Source organism: Myroides odoratus (assembly GCF_965118575.1).
Classification (GTDB): domain Bacteria; phylum Bacteroidota; class Bacteroidia; order Flavobacteriales; family Flavobacteriaceae; genus Flavobacterium; species Flavobacterium odoratum_B.
This window is the reverse complement of sequence record NZ_CBCPHW010000009.1, coordinates 142537-163636: the sequence shown is the minus strand read 5'-3', so window position 1 is coordinate 163636 and position 21100 is coordinate 142537. Positions and strand designations below refer to the sequence as shown.

Below are 21100 nucleotides of genomic sequence, written 5' to 3'. Positions count from 1 at the left end.
GATGGGGTATGAGTTATGGGTGAACGGAAGAGTATTCTTCACTCATAATTCTTCACTCATAACACATAACACTTCACTCATAACATATTCTTCACTCATAACCCATAATCCATCACCAAAAAAAAACTATTTTTTTATGTAACGTTTTTGTAATTTACAGACTTACCAGTAAAACATTAACTAATTGGTCTATTATGAAACGTTTATATCTATTAAGCTTCGTTTTAATTTTTTCTTTCTTTCCTAGTTTTGCTCAACAAAAGGCGGATAAATCTATTCTTTGGGAAATTAGCGGAAAAGATTTGAATGAACCCTCTTACTTATTAGGGACGTTTCACATGGTTTGTTTAGCTGATTTAAAGTTAGACGAAAAGGTACTTGAGACAATTCAAAAGGTGCAACAAGTTGCACTTGAAGTAAATCTTACTGATCCCGAGGAAATCGCTAGTATTCAAAAGTTGATGTTTTCGGATGTTACTATATCTTCTCAATTGACTGTTACTGAGTTAGAAGAGTTTCGATTTTTATTACAAGAAGAATATAATATTAATTTAAAATCGATTGATAATTTAGCGTCCTTTGGTTTGCTGGGGTTACTGGCAACAAAAATGGTTCCTTGTGAGGTAAAAGGTTATGATATGGAGGTACTTGAAAAAGCGTTGTCACTGAATAAGACAATTTTAGGTTTAGAACATTTTATCGATCAAATCGAAATAATGACAACCTTATATCCACCCAAGGAGATTTTGGCTCAATTAAAAATGGAAGAGGATTTTGAGAAAAACTACCAAGCTATGGCAAAGGCTTTTGCTGATGAGGATATCACTGAATTATATGCTTTAGCGACTGATGCCACATTGATGTCCAAAGAAGCTAAAAAGTTGCTGCTGGATGATAGAAATGAACAATGGGTAATCAAAATGGAAAAAATTATGCCAACAAAAACAACCTTGTTTGCTGTAGGTGCTGGACATCTCGGCGGAGAGTTGGGGGTAATTCAGTTATTAAAAGCAAAGGGATATGAAGTAAAAGCAGTTTTAAAGTAAGAATAGGTGCAAGAGAAAGTAGAAAAAGAATTTTTGGAACGGATTAATGCACATAAGGGAATCTTGTTTAAGATAGCTAAAATGTATGTGGATGAAAAAGCCGATCAAGAGGATTTGTATCAAGAGTTAGTCTGTCAGCTTTGGAAATCGTATAGTAGTTTTAGAGGAGAGAGTCAGTTTTCTACCTGGATGTATCGCGTTGCTTTAAATACGGCGATTACGTATTTTAAAAAAGATAGTAAGGTATCTAAGGCAACTTTTAGGCTGAGCAATGAAATTCATCAATTATCGTCTGAAAGTAGAGACTTAGAAATAGAAAATCAGGTTCAGTATCTGTATAGAGCAATTCACGCTTTAAATGATGTAGAAAAGGCCTTGATATTTCTTTATTTAGAAGGTTTTTCTCATCTAGAAATTGGATCTAATCTTGGGATTTCGGAAGGAAATGCCAGAGTGAAATTAAATCGTACAAAAAATAAATTACAAGAAATTATAAAGAGAAATGGATATGAATTTTGATGCTATTAAAAAATCTTGGGATGCTCAAGATATTAGTACCCCTAGATTAACTGAGGAATCACTAGTTTCATCTATGGATCGTTTACCTCTAGATCGCATTCGAAAGAATACCCTTAAGGATATTATCTTGCAATCAGTCAGTGTTGTAGGCATTGCTTTTGTTCCTCAACCGTATGCTATGCCAGAAGAGAATCGATTTATTTTCTATGCTATTTATCTCTTATTTGCTATTGTTTCTTTTTACTATATCATAAAAATGGCACTGTTTTATCGCACTTCAAGTACGTTTGAAATGAATTCGCGTGATAGTTTGTATGAGGTTTATTTTAATACGAGAATGTATGTTCAATTATATGAGAATTTTTGTTTCTCATTAGCTCCATTTGTCATTTTTTTTATTCCATTTTTTATTGGATTTTCTTTAGATAAAATTAGTTTATTGTTTACAAATGGATTTTTTATACTTTATTTTCTGTGCTTGTGCGTTTTTGTTTTTTTTGTTTGTAAGTTTTGGATTAGACGCTTGTATGGGCGTTACCTCAAACAAATGAAAGAAACCTTAGATCAATTTAAAGCATTGGTCTGAATAGAAATACCACAATCGAAACAAGGTTCGATATGTCTTAAAATCAATAAACCCACTATAAATTCCTGTCATATGAATTGGAATTATAGTGGGTTTATTGATCTGTAAAGGCGTACTATTTTTAGATAAACTTCATCTTTTGAATTCTAACAGCATTTAAAATAGCAAGTAATGCTACACCTACATCTGCAAAAACAGCTTCCCACATCGTTGCAATTCCACCCGCACCTAGGATGAGTACAATAACCTTGACCACTAAGGCTAAGGTGATATTTTGAATGACAATTTTTCGTGTTTCTTTACCAATGTGAATGGCTGTAGCAATTTTTGAAGGTTGATCAGTTTGTATGACTACGTCTGCGGTCTCAATGGCTGCATCGCTACCTAAACCTCCCATGGCAATTCCGACATCACTTAAAGCTAATACGGGAGCATCATTGATTCCATCTCCTACAAAAGCAATAGAATAGGTTGGATTTTCTTTTTTCAACTTTTCAACTTGCTCTACTTTTCCCTCGGGTAATAAACCCCCTAGAGCAAAATCAATTCCCGTTTCTTTTGCTACTTTTTGAGTAATCGTATCTTTATCACCGCTTAACATGATGGTTTTTCTAACGCCTAGGGTTCTCATTAATCTAATAGCATCCTTGGCATCTGCTTTAATTTCATCTGCAATGGTTATGTAACCTGCATAGGTATTAGCAATAGCAACCACAACAATACTCTCGACTATTTGATTAATTTCATCGGGATAGGAAATGGCATATTGATTTAATAGGGCTGTGTTTCCTACGAGTATTTCTTGATTTTCAATGCTTCCCGACAAGCCTTTACCTGAAATTTCTTTTACATTTTCTGCTATTAGTAGCGTTGGAAAGGCTTCTACGATTGCTTTAGCAATTGGGTGTGTGGATTGTTTTTCAATTGCGGAGACCCATTGAACAAATTGATCTTTAGGGAAATTAGTTTCTACTTTTTGAACTTTGAAAACGCCAGCTGTCAGCGTACCTGTTTTATCCATCACAACCAAATCCAATTTAGCCATGAGTTCAAGAAAATTAGAGCCTTTGAACAAGATACCATTTCTAGAAGCCGCTCCAATTCCTCCAAAATACCCTAAAGGAACAGAGATAACCAAAGCACAAGGACAAGAGATAACTAAAAATACCAAGGCTCTTTCTAACCATTGGCTAAATACATACTCATTGCCTAAAAAGAAATAAGGAACAAAAGTAAGTAATACGGCTAAGAAGAAGACAATAGGGGTATATATTTTGGCAAATTTCCGGATGTATAATTCGGTTGGCGCTTTTCTTGCACTGGCTTCTTGCACCATTTCTAGAATTTTAGCTAGCGAACTATCTTGATACAATTTTGTAGTTTGAATTTCAATTACTTGTTCTAAATTAATCATACCCGTTAAAACAAGTTCTCCTTTTTTATAGGTAGAAGGTTTACTTTCTCCCGTAAGCGCGGATGTATTAAAACTCCCTTTCTCTGATATTAATTCGCCATCTAATGGAATTTTTTCGCCTACTTTTACTTGTACGCGTTCTCCTATTTGCACCTCTTCAGGATTTACAATTGTGAATGTACTATTTCGGAATACATTCGCTTCATTTGGACGAATGTCTAAGAGTGCTTTGATATTGCCTTTCGCTTTATTTACGGCCGATTCTTGAAACATTTCTCCAAGGGTGTAAAATACCATTACAGCAACAGCTTCAGGGTATTCACCGATAGCAAAAGCTCCTAGGGTAGCAATTCCCATTAAAGAGAATTCATTGAAAAAATCCTTTTTAAGTACTAATGCAAAAGCTTCTTTTAGTACGGGTAAGCCAACGGGAATATAGGCTGCTAAATACCATAAAACACGCAAAGTAGGATTGTTTATAAACCAATCTGCTTGAAGTACATAGGCGAATAATAAACCTAAAAAAAGTAAAAGTAAACTAAAACCTATAGCAAATTTACTGTTCATTTCGCTGTGGTTATGGTTGTGATCTTCATGATCGTGGTTATGACCCTCTGCCTTGTGATTGTGAGTGGGCTTTGTATTGAATTCAAGTTTTGAATTGCAACAACTGTCTTTATCTTGATGTATCATACTTGTTATTTAGATTGGATATACAAAGTTAAGTACTTATCTACAATATAAATAGGAGACATTCAAGTTTGCAACGCTGCTACATTTGTTCACTTTTGTTGGTATTTCGAAACGATAGGATAAAAAAAATTCCTAACTGAATAGTTAGGAATTTTTTTATGAAAAAATCAATTAAATAATTAAAAACGCATACCTACACCAAAACCAATCAACATAGGGTCTATTTTTACTTTAGCTGGAATATCCAATTGTTGTCCTGTAGGATTAAGATTTGTTGCATCAACTGTTACGTCAGTTTTCAAGAATAATTTTTTGAAGTCAACGTTGATAAAGAATTTATCTGTGATGTCAATATCAAATCCAAATTGATAGCCCCAACCAAATTTGTTATCGTATGAAATGTCTTTTGCAGTTCCAGATTTCTCGTTGTAGAAGATGGTATAGTTAACCCCAACTCCAACATACGGTTTAAAATTATCTGTTACTTGATGATGGTATTGAACCATCAAAGTAGGAGGTAACAGCCATACACTTCCTAAGTCCACATTTGCGTTATCAGCCATGTCAACAGGTGTTAAATCAGAACCTAATGTTCCTACTGAGTGTCTTGATGTTCCTAAAATTAATTCAGCCGCAAGATTTTCAGTAAAGAAATAGGTAAAGTCTAATTCAGGAATGAAATTATTGTTTACATCAATTTGTCCACCGATCGTACTAATATCAGCTCTGTTGTGAGGAATAACACCTACACCACGTAGGCGCACTTGCCAGTTGTAAGACTCTTTTTCTTTTTTGGTTGGTTCTTGTGCATTAGCTGCATTACCCATTAATAAAACAGCTCCTAATAATGATAGAAATAGCTTTTTCATAGTTATCTGTATTACAATTATACTAGAACAAATGTAGGGGTTGTGTTAATGAAAAAACATGATTTTTATCATTGAGTGCATCTTTATTTAGATAATTTTTTAAAGATATTGGGAATTTGTTTTATTTTAGATAAAATGGTATATTTAAGAATACCGTAAAATAAAAAAACAGATGAAAAAAACCATTGTATTAGGAGCTTCTGAAAATATAGAGCGATATTCCAATAAAGCCATTCGAATGTTGCGCGAATATGGGCACCCTGTTGTTGCTCATGGATTGAGAATGGGACAGGTTGTAGATGTTGATATTGCGACGGATTTAATAGGGTACAACGATATAGATACCGTTACTTTGTATCTAAACCCCCAAAGACAAGTAGATTTTTATGATTACATTATTCGATTGCAACCCCAAAGGGTAATTTTTAATCCCGGAACTGAAAATCCTGAATTGTATAAGCTATTGATTAAAAATAATATTGGGTACGAAGAAGCGTGTACTTTAGTTTTATTGCGCACGAATCAGTTTTGATCTTGAACTAATGCACAATAATAAAACAAGTGTAATTAGTGCATTAACCAGTATTAATTCATTGTCAAAAACATAACCATTCAATAATTGACTGGCGTTGTTGCTGAACCATAGCGTTGCAAAAGGAGATATTAGACAGATATACGGAACAAGCTTGTCTTTTACTTGACGTTTTTTAAAGAAAATAGCGAAGCTAAATAAACCTAGTAATGGGCCATAAGTGTAAGATGCGATTTTAAAAATCATGCTTACTACAGAGGCATCGTTGATTGCATTGAATAAAAGAATCACTAAAAACATAAGTATTGAAAAACCAAAATGAACTACTTTTCTTTTCCAAACATTAGAAGGATTGCTTTTTTGTTTGTCCATGTTTAAAAAATCAATACAAAAGGAGGTAGTCAATGCAGTTAAAGCAGAATCCGTTGTCGCAAAAGTAGCTGCGGTAAGCCCTAATAAAAAGATTAAAGCAGGAATTGCCGAGAGGTGGTTAAAGGCTATTTCTGGAAATAATAAATCCGTACGTGGTTTTTGTGTTATCGCATCTAAAGGTACTTCAATACCTTGATTAGCTGCGTAAATATAAAGTAGAGCTCCTATTCCCAAGAATAGTAGATTGACCAGAACAAAAATACCAGTAAAAGAGTACATATTCTTTTGTGCTTCTTTGATATTTTTACAGCTCAAGTTTTTTTGCATCAAATCTTGATCTAAGCCAACCATGGCTACTGTGACAAATATTCCTCCTATAAATTGTTTAAAGAAGTGATAACGGTTTCCCATAAAATCTTCAAAGAAGAAAACTTTAGAGTAATTGCTGTTTTTTATTTCTTCAAATGCTTGGATAGCTGATAAATCTAATTTGTGACAAATAAAAATAATAGTCAAAATAACAGAGGCAACGAGGAAAAAAGTTTGCAGTGAATCTGTTATAATAATTGTTTTTAACCCGCCTTTATAAGTATACGCATAAATGAGTAACAGTGCAATTAATACCGTTGCAAAAAAGGGGATTCCAAAATAATCAAATACATAACGTTGTAAAACAATGACTACGAGATATAAACGAAAGGCAGAACCAATGGTTCTACTGAGTAAAAAAATAGATGCGGCACTCTTGTAACTGTAGAAGCCTAGCTTTTTTTCAATGTAGGTATAGATAGAAACTAAGTTGTATTTGTAATATAAGGGAAGTAACACAGCAGCTGTAATTATAAAACCGACCGCATTTCCCAAAATAAATTGAAAATATTTAAACTGTTCTCCATTTGGGGAACCCACCTCTCCAGGAACAGAAATAAAAGTCACCCCAGATAAAGCCGTTCCGATCATTCCAAACGCCACTAAATACCATTTTGCATTTTTGTTTGCACTAAAAAAGGCCTCATTACTGCTGTCTTTTTTACTGGTTAATTGTGAAATGGCAATTAAAATTCCAAAGTAAATAGCGATAATGATAAGGATATTTATGGGTGTCATAGTGTGCGTATTTTTTGCGTTTCTATAAAATCAAAAGTAAGTAAATTTTGGGTATCAATTTCCAATGGAATAAAATTATAAAGCAAGGGATATTTTACTTTTTAATCAAGAAGTTACAAGGTATGCTCCCTTAATTGGATCTGTATAAAAACATGGAAAATAGTTGTATATTTTATATCTTTGCCAAATGGATTTTCCTTCAAAATTATTAGAAAAAGCAGTAGAAGAAATTTCACAATTACCTGGAATTGGTAAACGTACTGCTTTGCGATTGGCTTTGCATTTATTAAAACAACCCGAAGAACAAACTTCGCGTTTAGTAAATGCTTTGGGTAAGATGCGTCAAGAAATTATTTATTGCAAAAGTTGTTATAATATTTCAGATGCGGAAAGTTGTGAAATTTGCGCTAATCCTTCCAGAGATCAGCAAATTATTTGCGTGGTTGAAGATGTTCGCGATGTTATGGCTTTGGAAAATACACAGTTATTTAAAGGAATTTACCACGTGTTAGGAGGTAAAATTTCTCCTATTGACGGGATTGGTCCTAGTCAGTTGAATATCCAATCCCTAGTTGAAAAAGTGAAAACAGGCACTGTAAAAGAACTTATTTTTGCTTTGAGCTCTACCATGGATGGAGATACAACTAATTTCTACATTTATAAACAAATTAAAGATTACGATGTAATTACTTCTACTATAGCTAGAGGAATTGCCGTTGGCGATGAGTTGGAATATGCAGATGAAGTCACCTTAGGACGTAGTTTGATTCATCGTGTTCCTTTTGAAAAAGCCTTTAAGGCAATGTAATATTTCATTTATATTTTAGCGAATAAACCTTGTAAAGTGTTGTTTTGGGTAAAGAATTGGGAGAGTATCTATCCTTGAATTCTTGTTACCCTAGATGTTTTATGCCCTTTTCTTTTTTTAAAATATAAATTACGCTAAATTTATTGTTAGGCTTGTCTAATTTTGTAATTTTGTATATCTAAACAAAATAATAGAGTTATGAATTTATCGGATTTGAAATTGGGAGGTAAAGGCATCATTAAGGGAATCACTAAAGATTGCCCAAAAGAAGTGCATCAACGATTTCTTGATTTAGGATTTGTTGCTGGCGCACTTATTTCGGTACACAGTATAAGTCCTTTAAATGACCCGGTAGCTTATTCTATTTACAATACAATTATTTCTTTGCGCAGAGCAGATGCACAGATGGTTTTATTGCAAGCAGAGGATTAACTATTGAAGAAAGGAAAAGAGTATGAAAACACATTCAGCCTGTGAAATATGTGATTTAAATAAAGCTACAGATTTAAAAAAATTAGGTAATCTGTCGGGTAAATACGACTATGCAATTGCATTGGCTGGAAACCCAAATACAGGAAAAAGTACTTTATTTAATGCACTAACAGGATTAAAACAGCATACAGGAAACTGGCCTGGAAAAACGGTAACTCGCGCAGAGGGAAGTTTTTTATATGGCGATCAAACGTATCGTTTGGTGGATTTACCAGGAACTTATTCTCTGATGTCTACTTCCGAAGATGAGGAAGTAGCTCGTGACTATATTTTATTTGGAGAACCTGACGTAACCGTCGTTGTCGTTGATGCGGGGCGATTGGAACGTCATTTGAGCTTGGTGGTTCAAATTCAGGAAATCACTTCGAAAGTTGTGGTTTGCTTGAATTTGATGGATGAAGCAAAGCGACATGGTGTTGAAATCGATGTACGAGGATTATCTCGTGATTTAGGAGTTCCTGTTATTCCTACCTCAGCAAGAAATAAAGACGGTATAACCGATCTTTTACATGCAATTGATCAAGTGGCAACTGGGAAATTTGTTGCCGAACAAAAAAATATTGCGGAAATTTCTGGAGATTCGAGAAAGGCTATTCAAGCGATTGCAACTGATTTATTGACTTTAGACCCAAATTTGCCAAGTGTTCATTGGATGGCTATGCGCTTAATTCAGCAAGATAAAAGTATACAAACGGCTTTAGTGAGTGGAGCCTTGTCTTCGTTAATTACTGAAAAACAAATAGAACCTATTTTAGAAAAAGCACACCAATATGCAGAAGCTTTAGGATTGGATTATTCAGACCATGTGGCAGGTGCTATTTTTTCTCAAGTTTCTAAAATTGTACAAGGGCGGGTTAAAACGAATGAAAATCAACGGGTTTTTCGAATGGATCGCTTAATTGATAAGGTAGTAACAAGTAGAAGTTTAGGATTTCCCTTAATGCTTGTATTGTTAGGCGGTGTACTTTGGATAACGATAATTGGATCTAATTATCCTTCACAAGCCTTGTCATATCTCTTGTTAGATCAAGTATACCCTTTATTAAAGGAAGGCGCAAGCAGTTTGAGTTTTCCTTGGTGGTTGAGCGGTTTTTTAATTGATGGGATTTATTTGGCAACGGCTTGGGTAATTGCTGTGATGCTACCCCCTATGGCAATTTTTTTTCCATTGTTTACTTTGTTAGAAGATTTTGGTTATTTACCGCGTGTAGCCTTTAACCTCGATCGGATATTTAAAGGCGCAGGGGCGCATGGCAAGCAAGCATTGACCATGAGCATGGGATTTGGATGTAATGCTGCCGGAGTTGTCGCTACGCGAATTATCAACAGTCCACGAGAAAAATTAATTGCGATTATTACCAATAATTTCTCTTTGTGTAACGGGCGTTGGCCTACCCAAATTTTAATGGCGACTATTTTTATTGGCGCTTTGGTTCCTAAATATATGGCAAATACGGTGTCGACTTTAGCGGTTGTAGGTATTGTAGTTTTGGGGATATCCTTTACCTTTTTTACCTCCTGGCTGTTGTCTAAAACGATGCTAAAAGGACAATCTTCCTTTTTTACGCTAGAATTACCGCCTTATCGCCCTCCAAAAGTATGGCAAACGATTTATACCTCTTTGATCGATAGAACCTTAATTGTTCTATGGCGTGCAATTGTATTTGCGGCCCCAGCCGGTGCAATTATTTGGTTGGTATGTAATATTTATATTGCAGATAAAAGTATGGCGCTTTGGATGATTGATGGTTTAAATCCTTTTGCTGTGTTACTCGGATTAAATGGCGTTATTTTACTGGCATATATCGTAGCAATTCCAGCGAATGAAATTGTTATTCCAACTATTTTAATGCTTACTGCTATGGTATTAGGAGATGCAACACTTGGCGAAGGGGCAGGGGTGATGTTTGAAGTTTCTGATGGCGAAATTGCAACAATCTTACAAACGGCAGGATGGACTACTTTAACCGGAATAAACCTGATGTTGTTTAGCTTGTTACACAACCCATGTAGCACAACTATTTATACTATTTATAAAGAAACACATAGTGTAAAATGGACTACAGTAGCTTCTATTCTTCCGGTTATTTATGGTTTGATTGTGTGTTTTGCGGTTACTCAAATTTGGTACTTATTTACTTAAACATGAAAGATATAACAAGAAAAAGTCGAGTAGTTTACTCGACTTTTTCTTGTTTTAACCCCTCGCCAATTAAAATTTGAGGGCCTAAATATTTTGGTTTTTTATTCACTAGATGATCTAATACTACTTTTACTCGAGCAAATTTTTCGCGAAGTAAAGTTTTAAATCCATAGGTTCGAGTAACGTCTTTAGCATTAAAACCAATCGTTTCTAAACCCAAGTGATTGGCTATATAAATAGCTCTTTCATTGTGAAAAGGCTGAGAAATAATTGTGAACGAATCTTCATTAAAAATCGCTTTCATGCGATAGACAGAATCTAAGGTTCGAAAGCCAGCATAATCTAAATAGATATGGTCTTTGGGAATTCCTCTTTCTATGAGTGCTTCCTCCATATCTTTCGGTTCATTATAGTTTGCATACCCGTTATCTCCACTGACAACAATAAAATCAATTTTTCCTGCTTGGTATAATTGAACAGCAGCCTCTATACGAAAGGTGAAATAATAATTGCTTTGTCCATTGTTTAACGTTTTAGCCGTTCCTAAGACCAGACCTACTTTTGTGTGCGGAATTTGACTTACCGTATCAAAAAGTTGATCCTGTGTAGTGGAAGTTACATAGTTGTTGACTCCCCAAATAAGGAAAAACAAAGCAAGAAAACCAATGAATAAACTAAGTATCAATTTTTTTATTTTCATTTAGAGAGAAGGGGTTAATACCAACGTTTTTTATTTTTCTTTGAATTTTCCGATTTGCGAGAATTACTATTTTTAGCTTGATTTCTATAATCTTTCTTAGGTGCATCTTCTCCCTTTTTAGGTTCTTCTTTCCATGGAAAAGGATGATCTGTAATCGTTTTAGGTTGAGTACGGGTAAATTTTACAATAGTTTCCCAATAGCCTTTTTCAGATTTATCACAAAAAGAAACGGCTAAACCTTCATTTCCTGCTCTTCCTGTTCGGCCAATACGGTGAACAAAGGTTTCTGGAATATTTGGTAAATCGTAATTAATTACAATAGGGAGTGAATCAATGTCAATACCTCTTGCTGCAATATCCGTAGCTACTAGTACTTTGGTTTCTTTTTGCTTGAAACTATCCAGCGCTTCTTGTCTTAAATTTTGCGACTTATCACCGTGAAAAGAGGCAGCATTAATGCCATTTTTTTGGAGCGCTTCCACAACAGAATCAGCGCCTGTTTTTGTGCGGGTAAAAACTAGGACATCACTTAGTTTTTCATTGCGAATAAGATGATATAACAGTTTTTTCTTATCGCTTTTTTCTACAAAATATACCTGTTGTTTTACTGTTTTTGCACTAGATGATATAGCATCAACAACCACATATTCCGGTTTTTTTAAGAAGTTATGCGCTAATTCTCGCACAGGTAAAGGCATCGTAGCAGAAAATAATAAGGTTTGTCTGGTTTCAGGAGTAAGTTGAATTAGTTTTTTAACATCATCAATGAATCCCATATCCAGCATTAAATCTGCTTCATCTAATACTAAGAAGTGAAGATGATCTAAATTGAGGTGTTTTTGCTTGTATAAATCTAATAAACGACCAGGAGTTCCAATAATAATATCAGCTCCTTTGTTTAACTGTTCGATTTGTGGTTTACTGGATACGCCACCATAAATAGTCATCAAGGTTGCATTGGTATATTTGCCGTATAAAGCAAAATTATCTGCCACTTGTTGAGCTAATTCTCTAGTAGGTGTTACAACTAAAACGCGTGCATTTTTTGTGCGTTTGGTATTGCCTAATCGATGTAAATAATGTAGAATAGGCATGGCAAAAGCAGCTGTTTTGCCTGTTCCAGTTTGAGCGCAACCAATCACGTCTTTTTCTTGTAAGACTAAGGGTACTACTTTTTCTTGGATGGCTGTAGGAGATTGATAATCCAGCTCCTCAATGGCGCGTAAGATATTTTTATTTAGTTGTAAATCTTCAAATGTCATAACCGATACTTATATAAGAAGACAAAGGTACGTGATTTGAAGACAATTAATGAAATATACCTTAAAAAGCCCGTTTTTTAGTTTTTAAAATACCAGATTTGAGTGTATTGTATTAAAGAGTAAGGGCTTTTTGTATTTCCGCAATAGTAGCTCGTTGTCGGGCTGCTTCAATGGCCAGTGCTAGTAGATTGCCTTCTTGCGTTGCTTTCCCCGCTGTAAGTTGAGTCAAAGCAACTTGAACTTTTTGCGTATCTCGATTGGATTTAATTTGTTCTAAGCGTTCACTGTATTGATGTTTAAGCAATTGAATTTTATTAACTGCATCAGGTGTAGGTTTTTTTTCCGTACCTGGTTGTTCCTCTACTAAAGTTGTGGCTTTAGTCTTGTGAAGGATATGCGTTACTACTGGATTGATTTCTGCTAGCTCCAATTCTTTCATCTCTTCAAGAAGACTCCATGCTTTATCTGCAATATCCAGCGTTAATTTTTCTACATAATAACTACCAGCCCAAGGATCAATTGTTTTACAACTTTTGGTTTCTAGTTCTAAGAAGTGGTGTATTGCAAATGCCATATCACTAGTAGAAGTTTGTATTTGAAGCGATTGAACTCCACCAAATACAGCCGTTGCTGCTTCAATAGTCGAAGGCGTTAAATGATCGATTGCTGTAGTTGTAACTTTTGTATCGATGGCTGTTTGCGCATGGATGTGTAAAGCTAAACTTTGTTCATTTTTAGGATTGAAAGCCTTGATTAATTTAGCCCATAATAAGCGTGCCGCTCTCATTTTAGCGATTTCCATAAAGTGATTTAAACCAATGGTCCAAGAAAAAGAGAGGTGAGAGGCTAGATAATCAATTGGTATTTGTGCTTCCAAGCCCATCTTAATATAATGTATTCCTTGTATTAAAGTAAAGGCGACTTCTTGATCTGCTGTAACATTTAGTTGTTTCAAGGAGTTGTTTGAGAAGGAAAGTACATTGAATTTAGGCATATATTGGCGCATATATACCAAACTATCTCTGTGGATTTTTGTTGATGTAGATGCATGAAACGCAGAAGAGTTCAGGTTTATTTCTAATCCATCAAAGTACAAGTTTCCATTCAAGGTTTTGGTATCTATTCCTTGCTCTTGCGCAGCAACAATATAAAAGGCAAGAATTGGAAGTATAGCTTCTCCTGTTTGTATAGAAACCGCAATTTCAGATAGAGGTAGTTGATGCAAAAGAACTTTCATATCCTCTACCGTGTCTAGGATAACACCTGTGTGTTCTGTTAGTTGTTCCGCATTTAGAGAAGACGAATCGAGTCCTTTTTGCGTAATAGCATGTAAGGCGAGGGTAATTTCTTTTTGATTTTCAGCGAGTTGATTGCGATAGAAGGTATTGCAATTTTCTGCTTCTATCTCATGGAGCGGCTGTTTAATTTGCCACGGTTTTTGAACATACATCAAAGTGTCAATCCCTCTTACATAAGGAGCAAATCCAGCAGCCAAATCAATATCTTCAAGTAAGGCTATATCTTCTTCCGTGTACTTAGATGCAATATAAATCCCGTCAATCGTTTTACCTGTAAAGGAATTTGAGTTGCTTTGGAATGTAATAGCATCTATTTTTAAATGGTTTAAATCCTTTCTTTTCATGTGGAATACGCTTATTTGTTTTCCTGTGCTAGTCTATGTTGCTCATGGGCTTCAGCTAAACGCTTTTCTATCAAAGGAGCAATAAGGGTTTTGCGCGGTTTTTGTTTAACAAAAGGATATAATTCCAATTGTGTTTGCATTCTTTCTTGTGTATTTAAATCCCGATTGATACCAAGTAAGATTTCTTTCTGGGTATTGAATAGGTCTTGTTCCTTTTCTGCGGATTCATGAATCTTTCGTTGAATCGTACCCGCATGCAAAGAAGTGATAAAACCATCTGATTTTTCAATTTGCTTGAAAATATCAAGCGCCTTTTCTGCAATTTGTTTGGTTAAATAGTCAATATAATATGTACCTTCCGTAGGGTTGTCAACAGCTGTGAAGCAGGCCTCTTTTTTGAGTAAAGACAGTTGATCTCTAGCTATTTGTTGGCTTAAGTAGTTGTCTTTGCGATACAAAGCATCATACGGTAAATTACTTATAAAATCTGTACCTCCTAAAATTGCACTCATACATTCAGTAGTTGTGCGCAGTTGATTTATCGTAGAACTATAAAGCGTCTTATTTCGCTTTGTAGGAGTCGATATAATTTTAATAGTCAATGTATGCTGACCATATTCTTGAGCAAGTAATTCAAAAAGCATACGGAGCGCTTTGAGCTTAGCAATTTCAAAGAAATAAGTACCGCCAGTGGCTACTTCAATAAAAATAGGTTGTTGCTGTATCTTTAGCCGCAAGAGATATTCGTTCCAATGACTGCAAGCATAAGCTACTTGTTGTATGATTGTTGCTCCAGCATTTTGATACGCTTTGGTGTCAATAACCAGATTGACCTGTGAAGATTGACCGAGTAAAGTATCTGTGATAGTAAAATCCTGAGTCACATTGTGAAACCAATTTCCATCTGTAACGAGTTGATAAATGGGATCAATCAATAGATGAATGGTGTATTTATTTTGCGTAGACCATTGTGAAACTTGTTTGATATAAGTTGGATCCAAAAAAGTAAATCGGAAAAAATAAACAGCATTTTTTGGTAATGCAACAAGTAATAAGGTTAGGTCTATGGATGGATTAGCTAATGTAAAATAAATTGCTTCTGTACCTTTTTGTAAAGAAGTAGTGGCATTGCTAATTGATTTTTCTAGATCGTGAATATAAATGTGATGTACAAGCTGCCATTGTGATGTTTGTGTAGCGATAGGGAAGGGGTGACTTTCATCCTTATGATAGAAAGGACGTACTTTGATTCCTTCTAAACTTTCCCAAACTAAGGTTTTATTATAATCGACTCCATCTAGTTCGTATTGAATTTTATTTTTCCATTGTTTCGGAGGAATCGTATTAAATTCTTCGAAAAGTTGATGATTCATAGGGATAAAATGTCAGGTTTACTTAGAAGATACGGTATCAAATTCAATGATGAAAATATCTTCATTATCTCGCTTCATGTAATATTTTTCTCTTGCATACTTTTCAGTTGCATCTCCATCTTTCAGGTTTTTAATCGCTTGTTTGTCTTTGTCTATTTCATTTTGGAAATAGTCTCTCCTTTCTTCTAGTTTATCAATCTCTTGGTCAATCGTTTGGTGTTCGATTAACGAATAGCTATCAAAAAAGATGAGCCAAACAAGAAAGCCAATAGTTACTAAAAAAAAAGGATTTTTTACTATTCGGATATATCTCAATTTGCGAAGCATGCTTTTCGAATCCATTGGCTTTTTTGTTTATTTGGTATAAAGTTAACCTATTTTCTCATTAATTACAGTACGAACTATATCAATTGCCACTGTATTATAGGTATCATTCGGAATAATGATGTCAGCATAAGCCTTTGAGGGTTCTATAAACTGATCATGCATAGGTTTTAATGTATTTTGATAGCGGTTTAAAACTTCTATCATATCGCGTCCACGTTCTGCAATATCCCGTTTTAAGCGGCGAATTAAACGCTCATCAGAATCAGCGTGAACAAATATTTTAATATCACATAACTCCCTTAATTCGGGATTACACAAAATTAAAATTCCCTCAACAATCATTACTTTTCTGGGATGTGTAAGAATGTAATCATTGGTTCTATTGTGTTTAACAAACGAGTAAATGGGTTGATTTACAATTTTCCCTTCTTTTAAATCTTTTAAATCTTTTACTAAAAGATCAAAATCAATGGATCTCGGATGATCAAAATTGATTAAGGTTCTTTCTTCTAAACTAAGATTGTCAGTAGCCTTGTAATACGAGTCTTGTGATATAATACCTACCTCCGTTTCAGGTAGTTCGTTCATGATTTGATGAACTACAGTCGTTTTTCCACTTCCTGTACCACCTGCGATTCCAATAATTAGCATGTTTGTCTTTAATTTTTAGCAAAAATAGGAATTAATCAAAGAGGGTAAAAACATTTTTTTATTATTCGGATACGGACGAATCCTTTTCAATGGTTTAATTCTATGCGTGTAAAAAAAGGATTGTATTGGATTATTAAAAGGGACACCTCTTATTTAAACTTAATCTAATTTAAAAAAGGTATCTTTGTTAAGCTAACGGACTGAAAGAAATTTGATTATTATAAATAAACCAAGATATATGGCAAAGAAAAATGTAGATCGAGGTGTTTTTACACTGAAAGAAAGAACATATATTACCCCACATTACATCCGTATTACTTTACAAGGAGAAGATACAACTAAGTTTAGTCAGACCACAATAGGCGTTAATAATAAAATTTTTTTAGCACCTGAAGGCTGTGATACCGTGCACTTTCCGCAATTTGATTTTGAGAAAGGGCAATGGGTTCCAATGGAAGAGGCACTTCGACCTAGCATTAGAACCTATACCCATCGAGGGATTAATTTGGAATTAAAAGAGTTGTATGTAGATTTTGTAGCACATGGTGATGAAGGACCTGCTTCTAAATGGGCCATGAAAGCGCCAATTGGTGCAAAGTTAGGGGTGGCTATGGGAATTGAAACTACCCTATTATATCCTGAAGCCGATCGTTACATTCTAATAGGTGATGCTACTGCCCTTCCCGTTTTAGGCGCTATCTTAGAAGATTTACCTGCAAAGGCGAAAGTGAAAGCCTTTATAGAAGTTGAAACAGCTGAGGATATTCAATTATTAGAAACAAAAGCAGATGCTCAAATAGAATGGATTATTAATCCAACACCCGGTCAGAATACCAAATTGGCGGAGAAAGCATTAGTTTATCTTGAACAAGAAGGAGAAATGCCTTCGAAATTTGCGTATGTAGCAGCTGAATTCTCTACTGTAAAAATACTGCGTAACTTTTTGCGTAAAGAGAAAAATTGGACGAAAGACGAACTTTATGCTTATTCCTATTGGAAGTTTGGAAAAGCAGAAAATGTTTCGGAGGAAGATCGTCGAGCTGAAAAGGCTAGTATGGATTAAAAGAAAGAATGCAATGCGTTATACATGTCGGTATTGTTAGAATAGAAATTTGAATACCTTTAATTAAATCAGAGAACGAGATCGATAAGATCTCGTTTTTTTTGAAGCTCTGTTTTGATAGCTTGAATAAGTTTATAAAATCGAGTTAAATCTATTTTATACAAAATATTTAGTTTGATAAGCGGTTTTATTTCTTACCTTTGTCGGCTGAAATAAAAATTCAAATCATTTTAAGTTCTTTAGTAGCATGTTAAATCGAAGACACATTCGTATCAAGGTTATGCAGACGCTTTATGCCCTGCACCAAAGTCATTCTGACCAAGTTCAAACCGGTGAGAAATTTTTAAACCACAGCATGGATAGTATACAAGAGTTGTATTTATTGATGCTAACTCTCCTGATAGAAATTCGAAGAAAAGAAGAAGATTACATCGCAATTTCTCAGAAAAAACATTTAGCTACTCGCGAAGAACGCAATCCCAACAAGAAGTTTATTGAAAACCAAGTACTCGTATTATTGAGTGATTCTGCATCTATTAACAATAAAGTAGACGAGAGAAGTATGGTTTATTGGCAAAGAAATGATCATTACATTCAATTGGTATTGGATGAGATCAAAGCAAGTCAGGTATATCAAGATTATATGAAATCGACTACGCGTTCTTTCCAAGAAGACAAAGATTTTATTGTGGAATTGTATACGGAAATCATAGCGCCTAATGAGCGAATTTACGACTTTTTAGAAGATACGAAATTAACATGGGTGGATGATTTACCCGTTATTAATACTTTGATTCAAAAGCAATTAAAACAGTTGAAGAATACAGAGCAAGCCTTCTTTGTACCGAAAGTTTTTAAAGATTCGGAAGACCAGGAGTTTGCGATGAATTTATACCGCCGAACGGTTTTAAATAGTGCTGAATTTGCTAAAGAGTATGAAGGGAAAACACCAAATTGGGATATAGAACGTATTGCAGCAATTGATGTTATTGTCCTAAAAATGGCTATTTGCGAGATGTTGCGTTTTTCTTCCATTCCTATTAAAGTAACAATAAATGAATATTTAGAGATTGTAAAAGAATATTCTACACCAAAAAGTAGTATATTTATCAACGGTATTCTTGATACTATTTCAAAAGAACTTGAAAGTCAAGATCGTTTAAATAAAATTGGAAAAGGACTTTTATAAGACTAACTAACCGTAATAACTATAATTAATGAAAAAAGTATTTATATTGTCTTGCGTAGCTTTGTTAAGCATGACAGCTTGTAAAAAGAATGATGCATCTAGTCGTATTAATGAGGATAATGTTGCAAAATTAGAACAAGAAACGACAGATAAAAAGAGCCAAGGTAGTTCTAAGATGGAGTTTGCAGAACTTGTACATGATTTTGGAACGATTGGAAACAATGAAGCCGTAGAAACTGAATTTGAATTTACAAATACTGGAGATGCAGATTTAGTTATTATCGATGCTCGTGCTACTTGTGGATGTACAGTACCTGAATATCAAAAAACACCTATTAAACCTGGAGAAAAATCAAAACTAAAAGTGAGATTCCAAACAGGAGCAGTAGGACAACAACAAAAAACAGTTACGTTAACAACGAATACAGAAAAAGGAGAAGAGCAATTAACAATTAAAGCAAACGTTTCTCCGGCAAACTAATTTTTTAATCTTTATATATTTATGGAAGGTATACAACAATTTTTACCCATGATTTTTATTTTTGTTGCGATTTATTTTTTTATGATTCGTCCGCAACAAAAGAAAGTTAAACAAGAAAGAGAATACGAAGCTAGTATTAAAATTGGAGATCGTATTGTAACTAAATCAGGTTTACACGGAAGAATTGCTGAGTTAAATGAATTGACAGTTGTTGTAGAAACAATGGCAGGAAAACTATTAATGGAGCGTTCTGCTATTTCTATGGATATGAGCCGAAAGCTTCAAGATAAGAAATAATTGATAAGAAAATATAAAAAATAGGCCTTGCGAAAGCAAGGCCTATTTTTTTATATCTATCATGTAAGCCTAAACCCTGCTAAAATAAGAGGAATAGCTTTTTCAATGTGATTCTTTTTAGTTGTTTTTTTTTTAGCCTCATCAAAGTGTAGGAGGTATTCTTTTTGTTTATAAAGAATCTGCTTGAAGTGCAAGAGTAAATACTTCCACGTCTAGTTGTAGCTTATTTTCTTCTTTAGGGGCTGAACGTTTTTGTTTAGCAATAACAAGGGCTTCTGCTACATATTGTTGAATCAAAATCGGGTCTATTTCCTCTGCTGAGGTAAATCGCCATTGGCGTGACCTTTGGTTTTTCCCTCTTGTGCATTGATTAGTTTGCTGTGTGTATCTTGCAAAAAAACACCTTTGTAAAACCAAATACTGAAGTGATTTTTAAATCTTCCAACAGCAACGACCATTTCTTGGCTGTGGTAATAGAGGTTTGTTCCCCATTTATGATGGAGACCTCTAAGTCCATCTCATTTTAATCCTTTTTGATTTGATCAAAATAGACAATTAAATCAATTAAACGCGAAGAATAACCTATCTCATTATCATACCATCCCACTACTTTGACCATGCGGTCAATAACAGAAGTAAGCTGTGCATCAAATAAACAAGAATGTGTATTCCCTATAATATCTACAGAAACAATGGGATCTTCTGTATACGCTAAAATGCCTTTTAACTCATTTTCTGAGGCGTCTTTAAAGGCTTGATTGATTTCTTCTATGGTAATTTCTCGTTTTACATAGCAGGTAATATCCGTTAAAGAACCGTCGGGAACGGGAACTCGAATTCCTCCACCGCCAATTTTGCCTTCATATTCGGGAAATATCTTGGTTAAAGCTTTCGCTGCTCCTGTAGTGGTAGGCACAATGGATTGTGCGGCTCCACGAGCTCTTCGCAAATCTTTATGGGGTTGGTCATGTAAGCTTTGATCAGTCGTATAGGAGTGAACCGTTGTAATATACGCCTGTTCCATCCCACATAGTTTTTGGATAATTTTTACCATTGGAGCGGCATTATTTGTCGTGCAACTTGCATTGGAAATAATTAATTCCTCTCCGGTTAGTATATGTTCGTTTACGCCTAAAACAATGGTTTTTATTTCGTTGTCTTCGGGTGGAACAGATAAAATTACCCGTTTCGCTCCTTGTTTGATATGCCCCTCTAATTCGGCTGTTGTTTTGCGTTTACCCGTAGATTCTACCACATAATCAATCCCCAAAGAAGCCCAAGGTAAATCGGAAATCTCTTTGGCTCTGAAATAAGGTATTTTTTTTTGATTGATAATTAAATGATTTTCATCGCAAGTAACAGGTACTTGTAAGATACCGTGAATACTGTCGTATTTTACTAAATGTGCCATGGTTTGTACCTCGGCTAAATCATTTATAGCAACAACTTCAATGACGGGATGATCGAGTAATAACTTAAATAGATTTCGGCCGATTCGTCCAAATCCATTAATAGCAACTTTAATTTTTTTCAT

Annotated in this window: 23 protein-coding genes; 11 read left to right on the top strand and 12 right to left on the bottom strand. The window is 34.7% G+C overall.

What is annotated here, in order from left to right; all coding sequences use genetic code 11:
• Positions 1-194: 194 nt before the first annotated feature.
• The 3 genes from ACMHJ2_RS09680 to ACMHJ2_RS09670 all read left to right on the top strand — a co-directional run bounded on the left by ACMHJ2_RS09680 (position 195) and on the right by ACMHJ2_RS09670 (position 2151).
• Complete coding sequence (locus tag ACMHJ2_RS09680; protein WP_413512685.1) at positions 195-1046, top strand: TraB/GumN family protein; 852 nt, start codon at positions 195-197, stop codon at positions 1044-1046.
• Positions 1047-1127: 81 nt separating this feature from the next.
• The gene (locus ACMHJ2_RS09675) at positions 1128-1565 is read left to right on the top strand and encodes an RNA polymerase sigma factor (RefSeq protein ID WP_413512693.1); all 438 of its coding nucleotides are present in this window, start codon (positions 1128-1130) and stop codon (positions 1563-1565) included.
• The gene (locus tag ACMHJ2_RS09670; RefSeq protein WP_413512684.1) at positions 1555-2151 is read left to right on the top strand and encodes a hypothetical protein; all 597 of its coding nucleotides are present in this window, start codon (positions 1555-1557) and stop codon (positions 2149-2151) included. Before ACMHJ2_RS09675 ends, ACMHJ2_RS09670 begins: the two co-directional genes overlap by 11 nt.
• A gap of 121 nt (positions 2152-2272) precedes the next feature.
• Here ACMHJ2_RS09670 and ACMHJ2_RS09665 read toward each other — a convergent pair whose 3' ends face one another.
• Together ACMHJ2_RS09665 and ACMHJ2_RS09660 are read right to left on the bottom strand one after the other, a co-directional pair.
• Complete coding sequence (locus tag ACMHJ2_RS09665; protein WP_413512683.1) at positions 2273-4258, bottom strand: heavy metal translocating P-type ATPase; 1986 nt, start codon at positions 4256-4258, stop codon at positions 2273-2275.
• Positions 4259-4437: 179 nt separating this feature from the next.
• A complete protein-coding gene (locus tag ACMHJ2_RS09660) occupies positions 4438-5127 on the bottom strand; it encodes an OmpW/AlkL family protein (RefSeq protein WP_413512682.1) in 690 nt (229 codons plus the stop codon).
• A gap of 172 nt (positions 5128-5299) precedes the next feature.
• On the opposite strand from ACMHJ2_RS09660, the gene ACMHJ2_RS09655 reads away from it, so the two are divergent.
• Positions 5300-5659 carry a CoA-binding protein gene (locus tag ACMHJ2_RS09655; RefSeq protein ID WP_413512681.1) on the top strand — a complete coding sequence of 120 codons (360 nt, stop codon included), beginning with the start codon at positions 5300-5302 and terminating at the stop codon, positions 5657-5659.
• Here ACMHJ2_RS09655 and ACMHJ2_RS09650 read toward each other — a convergent pair.
• Entirely contained in the window at positions 5636-7138 is a 1503-nt protein-coding gene (locus tag ACMHJ2_RS09650; RefSeq protein WP_413512680.1) for a sodium:solute symporter, read from the bottom strand. The two genes, ACMHJ2_RS09655 and ACMHJ2_RS09650, sit on opposite strands and share 24 nt — an antisense overlap.
• Before the next feature lie 187 nt (positions 7139-7325).
• On the opposite strand from ACMHJ2_RS09650, the gene recR reads away from it, so the two are divergent.
• From recR to feoB, 3 genes are all read left to right on the top strand, one after another.
• Entirely contained in the window at positions 7326-7946 is a 621-nt protein-coding gene (gene recR, locus ACMHJ2_RS09645; protein WP_413512679.1) for a recombination mediator RecR, read from the top strand.
• A 198-nt stretch (positions 7947-8144) separates the two neighbouring features.
• Positions 8145-8378, top strand: a complete 234-nt coding sequence (locus ACMHJ2_RS09640; RefSeq protein ID WP_413512678.1) for a FeoA family protein — start codon at positions 8145-8147, stop codon at positions 8376-8378.
• Between the two features lie 22 nt (positions 8379-8400).
• The gene (feoB, locus tag ACMHJ2_RS09635) at positions 8401-10581 is read left to right on the top strand and encodes a ferrous iron transport protein B (protein WP_413512677.1); all 2181 of its coding nucleotides are present in this window, start codon (positions 8401-8403) and stop codon (positions 10579-10581) included.
• 34 nt (positions 10582-10615) lie between these two features.
• Here feoB and ACMHJ2_RS09630 read toward each other — a convergent pair whose 3' ends face one another.
• The 6 genes from ACMHJ2_RS09630 to udk all read right to left on the bottom strand — a co-directional run bounded on the left by ACMHJ2_RS09630 (position 10616) and on the right by udk (position 16536).
• Entirely contained in the window at positions 10616-11281 is a 666-nt protein-coding gene (locus tag ACMHJ2_RS09630; protein ID WP_413512676.1) for a vancomycin high temperature exclusion protein, read from the bottom strand.
• Between the two features lie 14 nt (positions 11282-11295).
• On the bottom strand, positions 11296-12543 hold the full coding sequence (locus ACMHJ2_RS09625) for a DEAD/DEAH box helicase (RefSeq protein WP_413512675.1): 1248 nt from the start codon (positions 12541-12543) through the stop codon (positions 11296-11298).
• Between the two features lie 112 nt (positions 12544-12655).
• Entirely contained in the window at positions 12656-14185 is a 1530-nt protein-coding gene (locus tag ACMHJ2_RS09620) for a methylmalonyl-CoA mutase family protein (RefSeq protein ID WP_413512674.1), read from the bottom strand.
• Between the two features lie 11 nt (positions 14186-14196).
• A complete protein-coding gene (locus ACMHJ2_RS09615; RefSeq protein ID WP_413512673.1) occupies positions 14197-15558 on the bottom strand; it encodes a methylmalonyl-CoA mutase family protein in 1362 nt (453 codons plus the stop codon).
• 18 nt (positions 15559-15576) lie between these two features.
• Positions 15577-15900 carry an FtsB family cell division protein gene (locus ACMHJ2_RS09610; RefSeq protein WP_413512672.1) on the bottom strand — a complete coding sequence of 108 codons (324 nt, stop codon included), beginning with the start codon at positions 15898-15900 and terminating at the stop codon, positions 15577-15579.
• A gap of 27 nt (positions 15901-15927) precedes the next feature.
• Positions 15928-16536 carry a uridine kinase gene (udk, locus tag ACMHJ2_RS09605; RefSeq protein WP_413512671.1) on the bottom strand — a complete coding sequence of 203 codons (609 nt, stop codon included), beginning with the start codon at positions 16534-16536 and terminating at the stop codon, positions 15928-15930.
• Between the two features lie 238 nt (positions 16537-16774).
• Here udk and ACMHJ2_RS09600 point away from each other — a divergent pair, with 238 nt between their 5' ends.
• The 4 genes from ACMHJ2_RS09600 to yajC all read left to right on the top strand — a co-directional run bounded on the left by ACMHJ2_RS09600 (position 16775) and on the right by yajC (position 19566).
• Entirely contained in the window at positions 16775-17599 is an 825-nt protein-coding gene (locus ACMHJ2_RS09600) for a siderophore-interacting protein (RefSeq protein WP_413512670.1), read from the top strand.
• A gap of 247 nt (positions 17600-17846) precedes the next feature.
• Complete coding sequence (nusB, locus tag ACMHJ2_RS09595) at positions 17847-18788, top strand: transcription antitermination factor NusB (protein ID WP_413512669.1); 942 nt, start codon at positions 17847-17849, stop codon at positions 18786-18788.
• Between the two features lie 28 nt (positions 18789-18816).
• Positions 18817-19269 (top strand): DUF1573 domain-containing protein, encoded by a 453-nt coding sequence (locus tag ACMHJ2_RS09590; protein WP_413512668.1) that lies wholly within the window; start codon positions 18817-18819, stop codon positions 19267-19269.
• A 21-nt stretch (positions 19270-19290) separates the two neighbouring features.
• Positions 19291-19566 carry a preprotein translocase subunit YajC gene (gene yajC / locus ACMHJ2_RS09585; RefSeq protein WP_413512667.1) on the top strand — a complete coding sequence of 92 codons (276 nt, stop codon included), beginning with the start codon at positions 19291-19293 and terminating at the stop codon, positions 19564-19566.
• 168 nt (positions 19567-19734) lie between these two features.
• Here yajC and ACMHJ2_RS09580 read toward each other — a convergent pair whose 3' ends face one another.
• From ACMHJ2_RS09580 to gap, 3 genes are all read right to left on the bottom strand, one after another.
• Positions 19735-19863 carry a hypothetical protein gene (locus ACMHJ2_RS09580; RefSeq protein WP_413512666.1) on the bottom strand — a complete coding sequence of 43 codons (129 nt, stop codon included), beginning with the start codon at positions 19861-19863 and terminating at the stop codon, positions 19735-19737.
• An 8-nt stretch (positions 19864-19871) separates the two neighbouring features.
• Positions 19872-20024, bottom strand: a complete 153-nt coding sequence (locus tag ACMHJ2_RS09575; RefSeq protein WP_413512665.1) for a hypothetical protein — start codon at positions 20022-20024, stop codon at positions 19872-19874.
• Between the two features lie 65 nt (positions 20025-20089).
• Positions 20090-21100, bottom strand: a complete 1011-nt coding sequence (gene gap / locus ACMHJ2_RS09570; protein ID WP_413512664.1) for a type I glyceraldehyde-3-phosphate dehydrogenase — start codon at positions 21098-21100, stop codon at positions 20090-20092.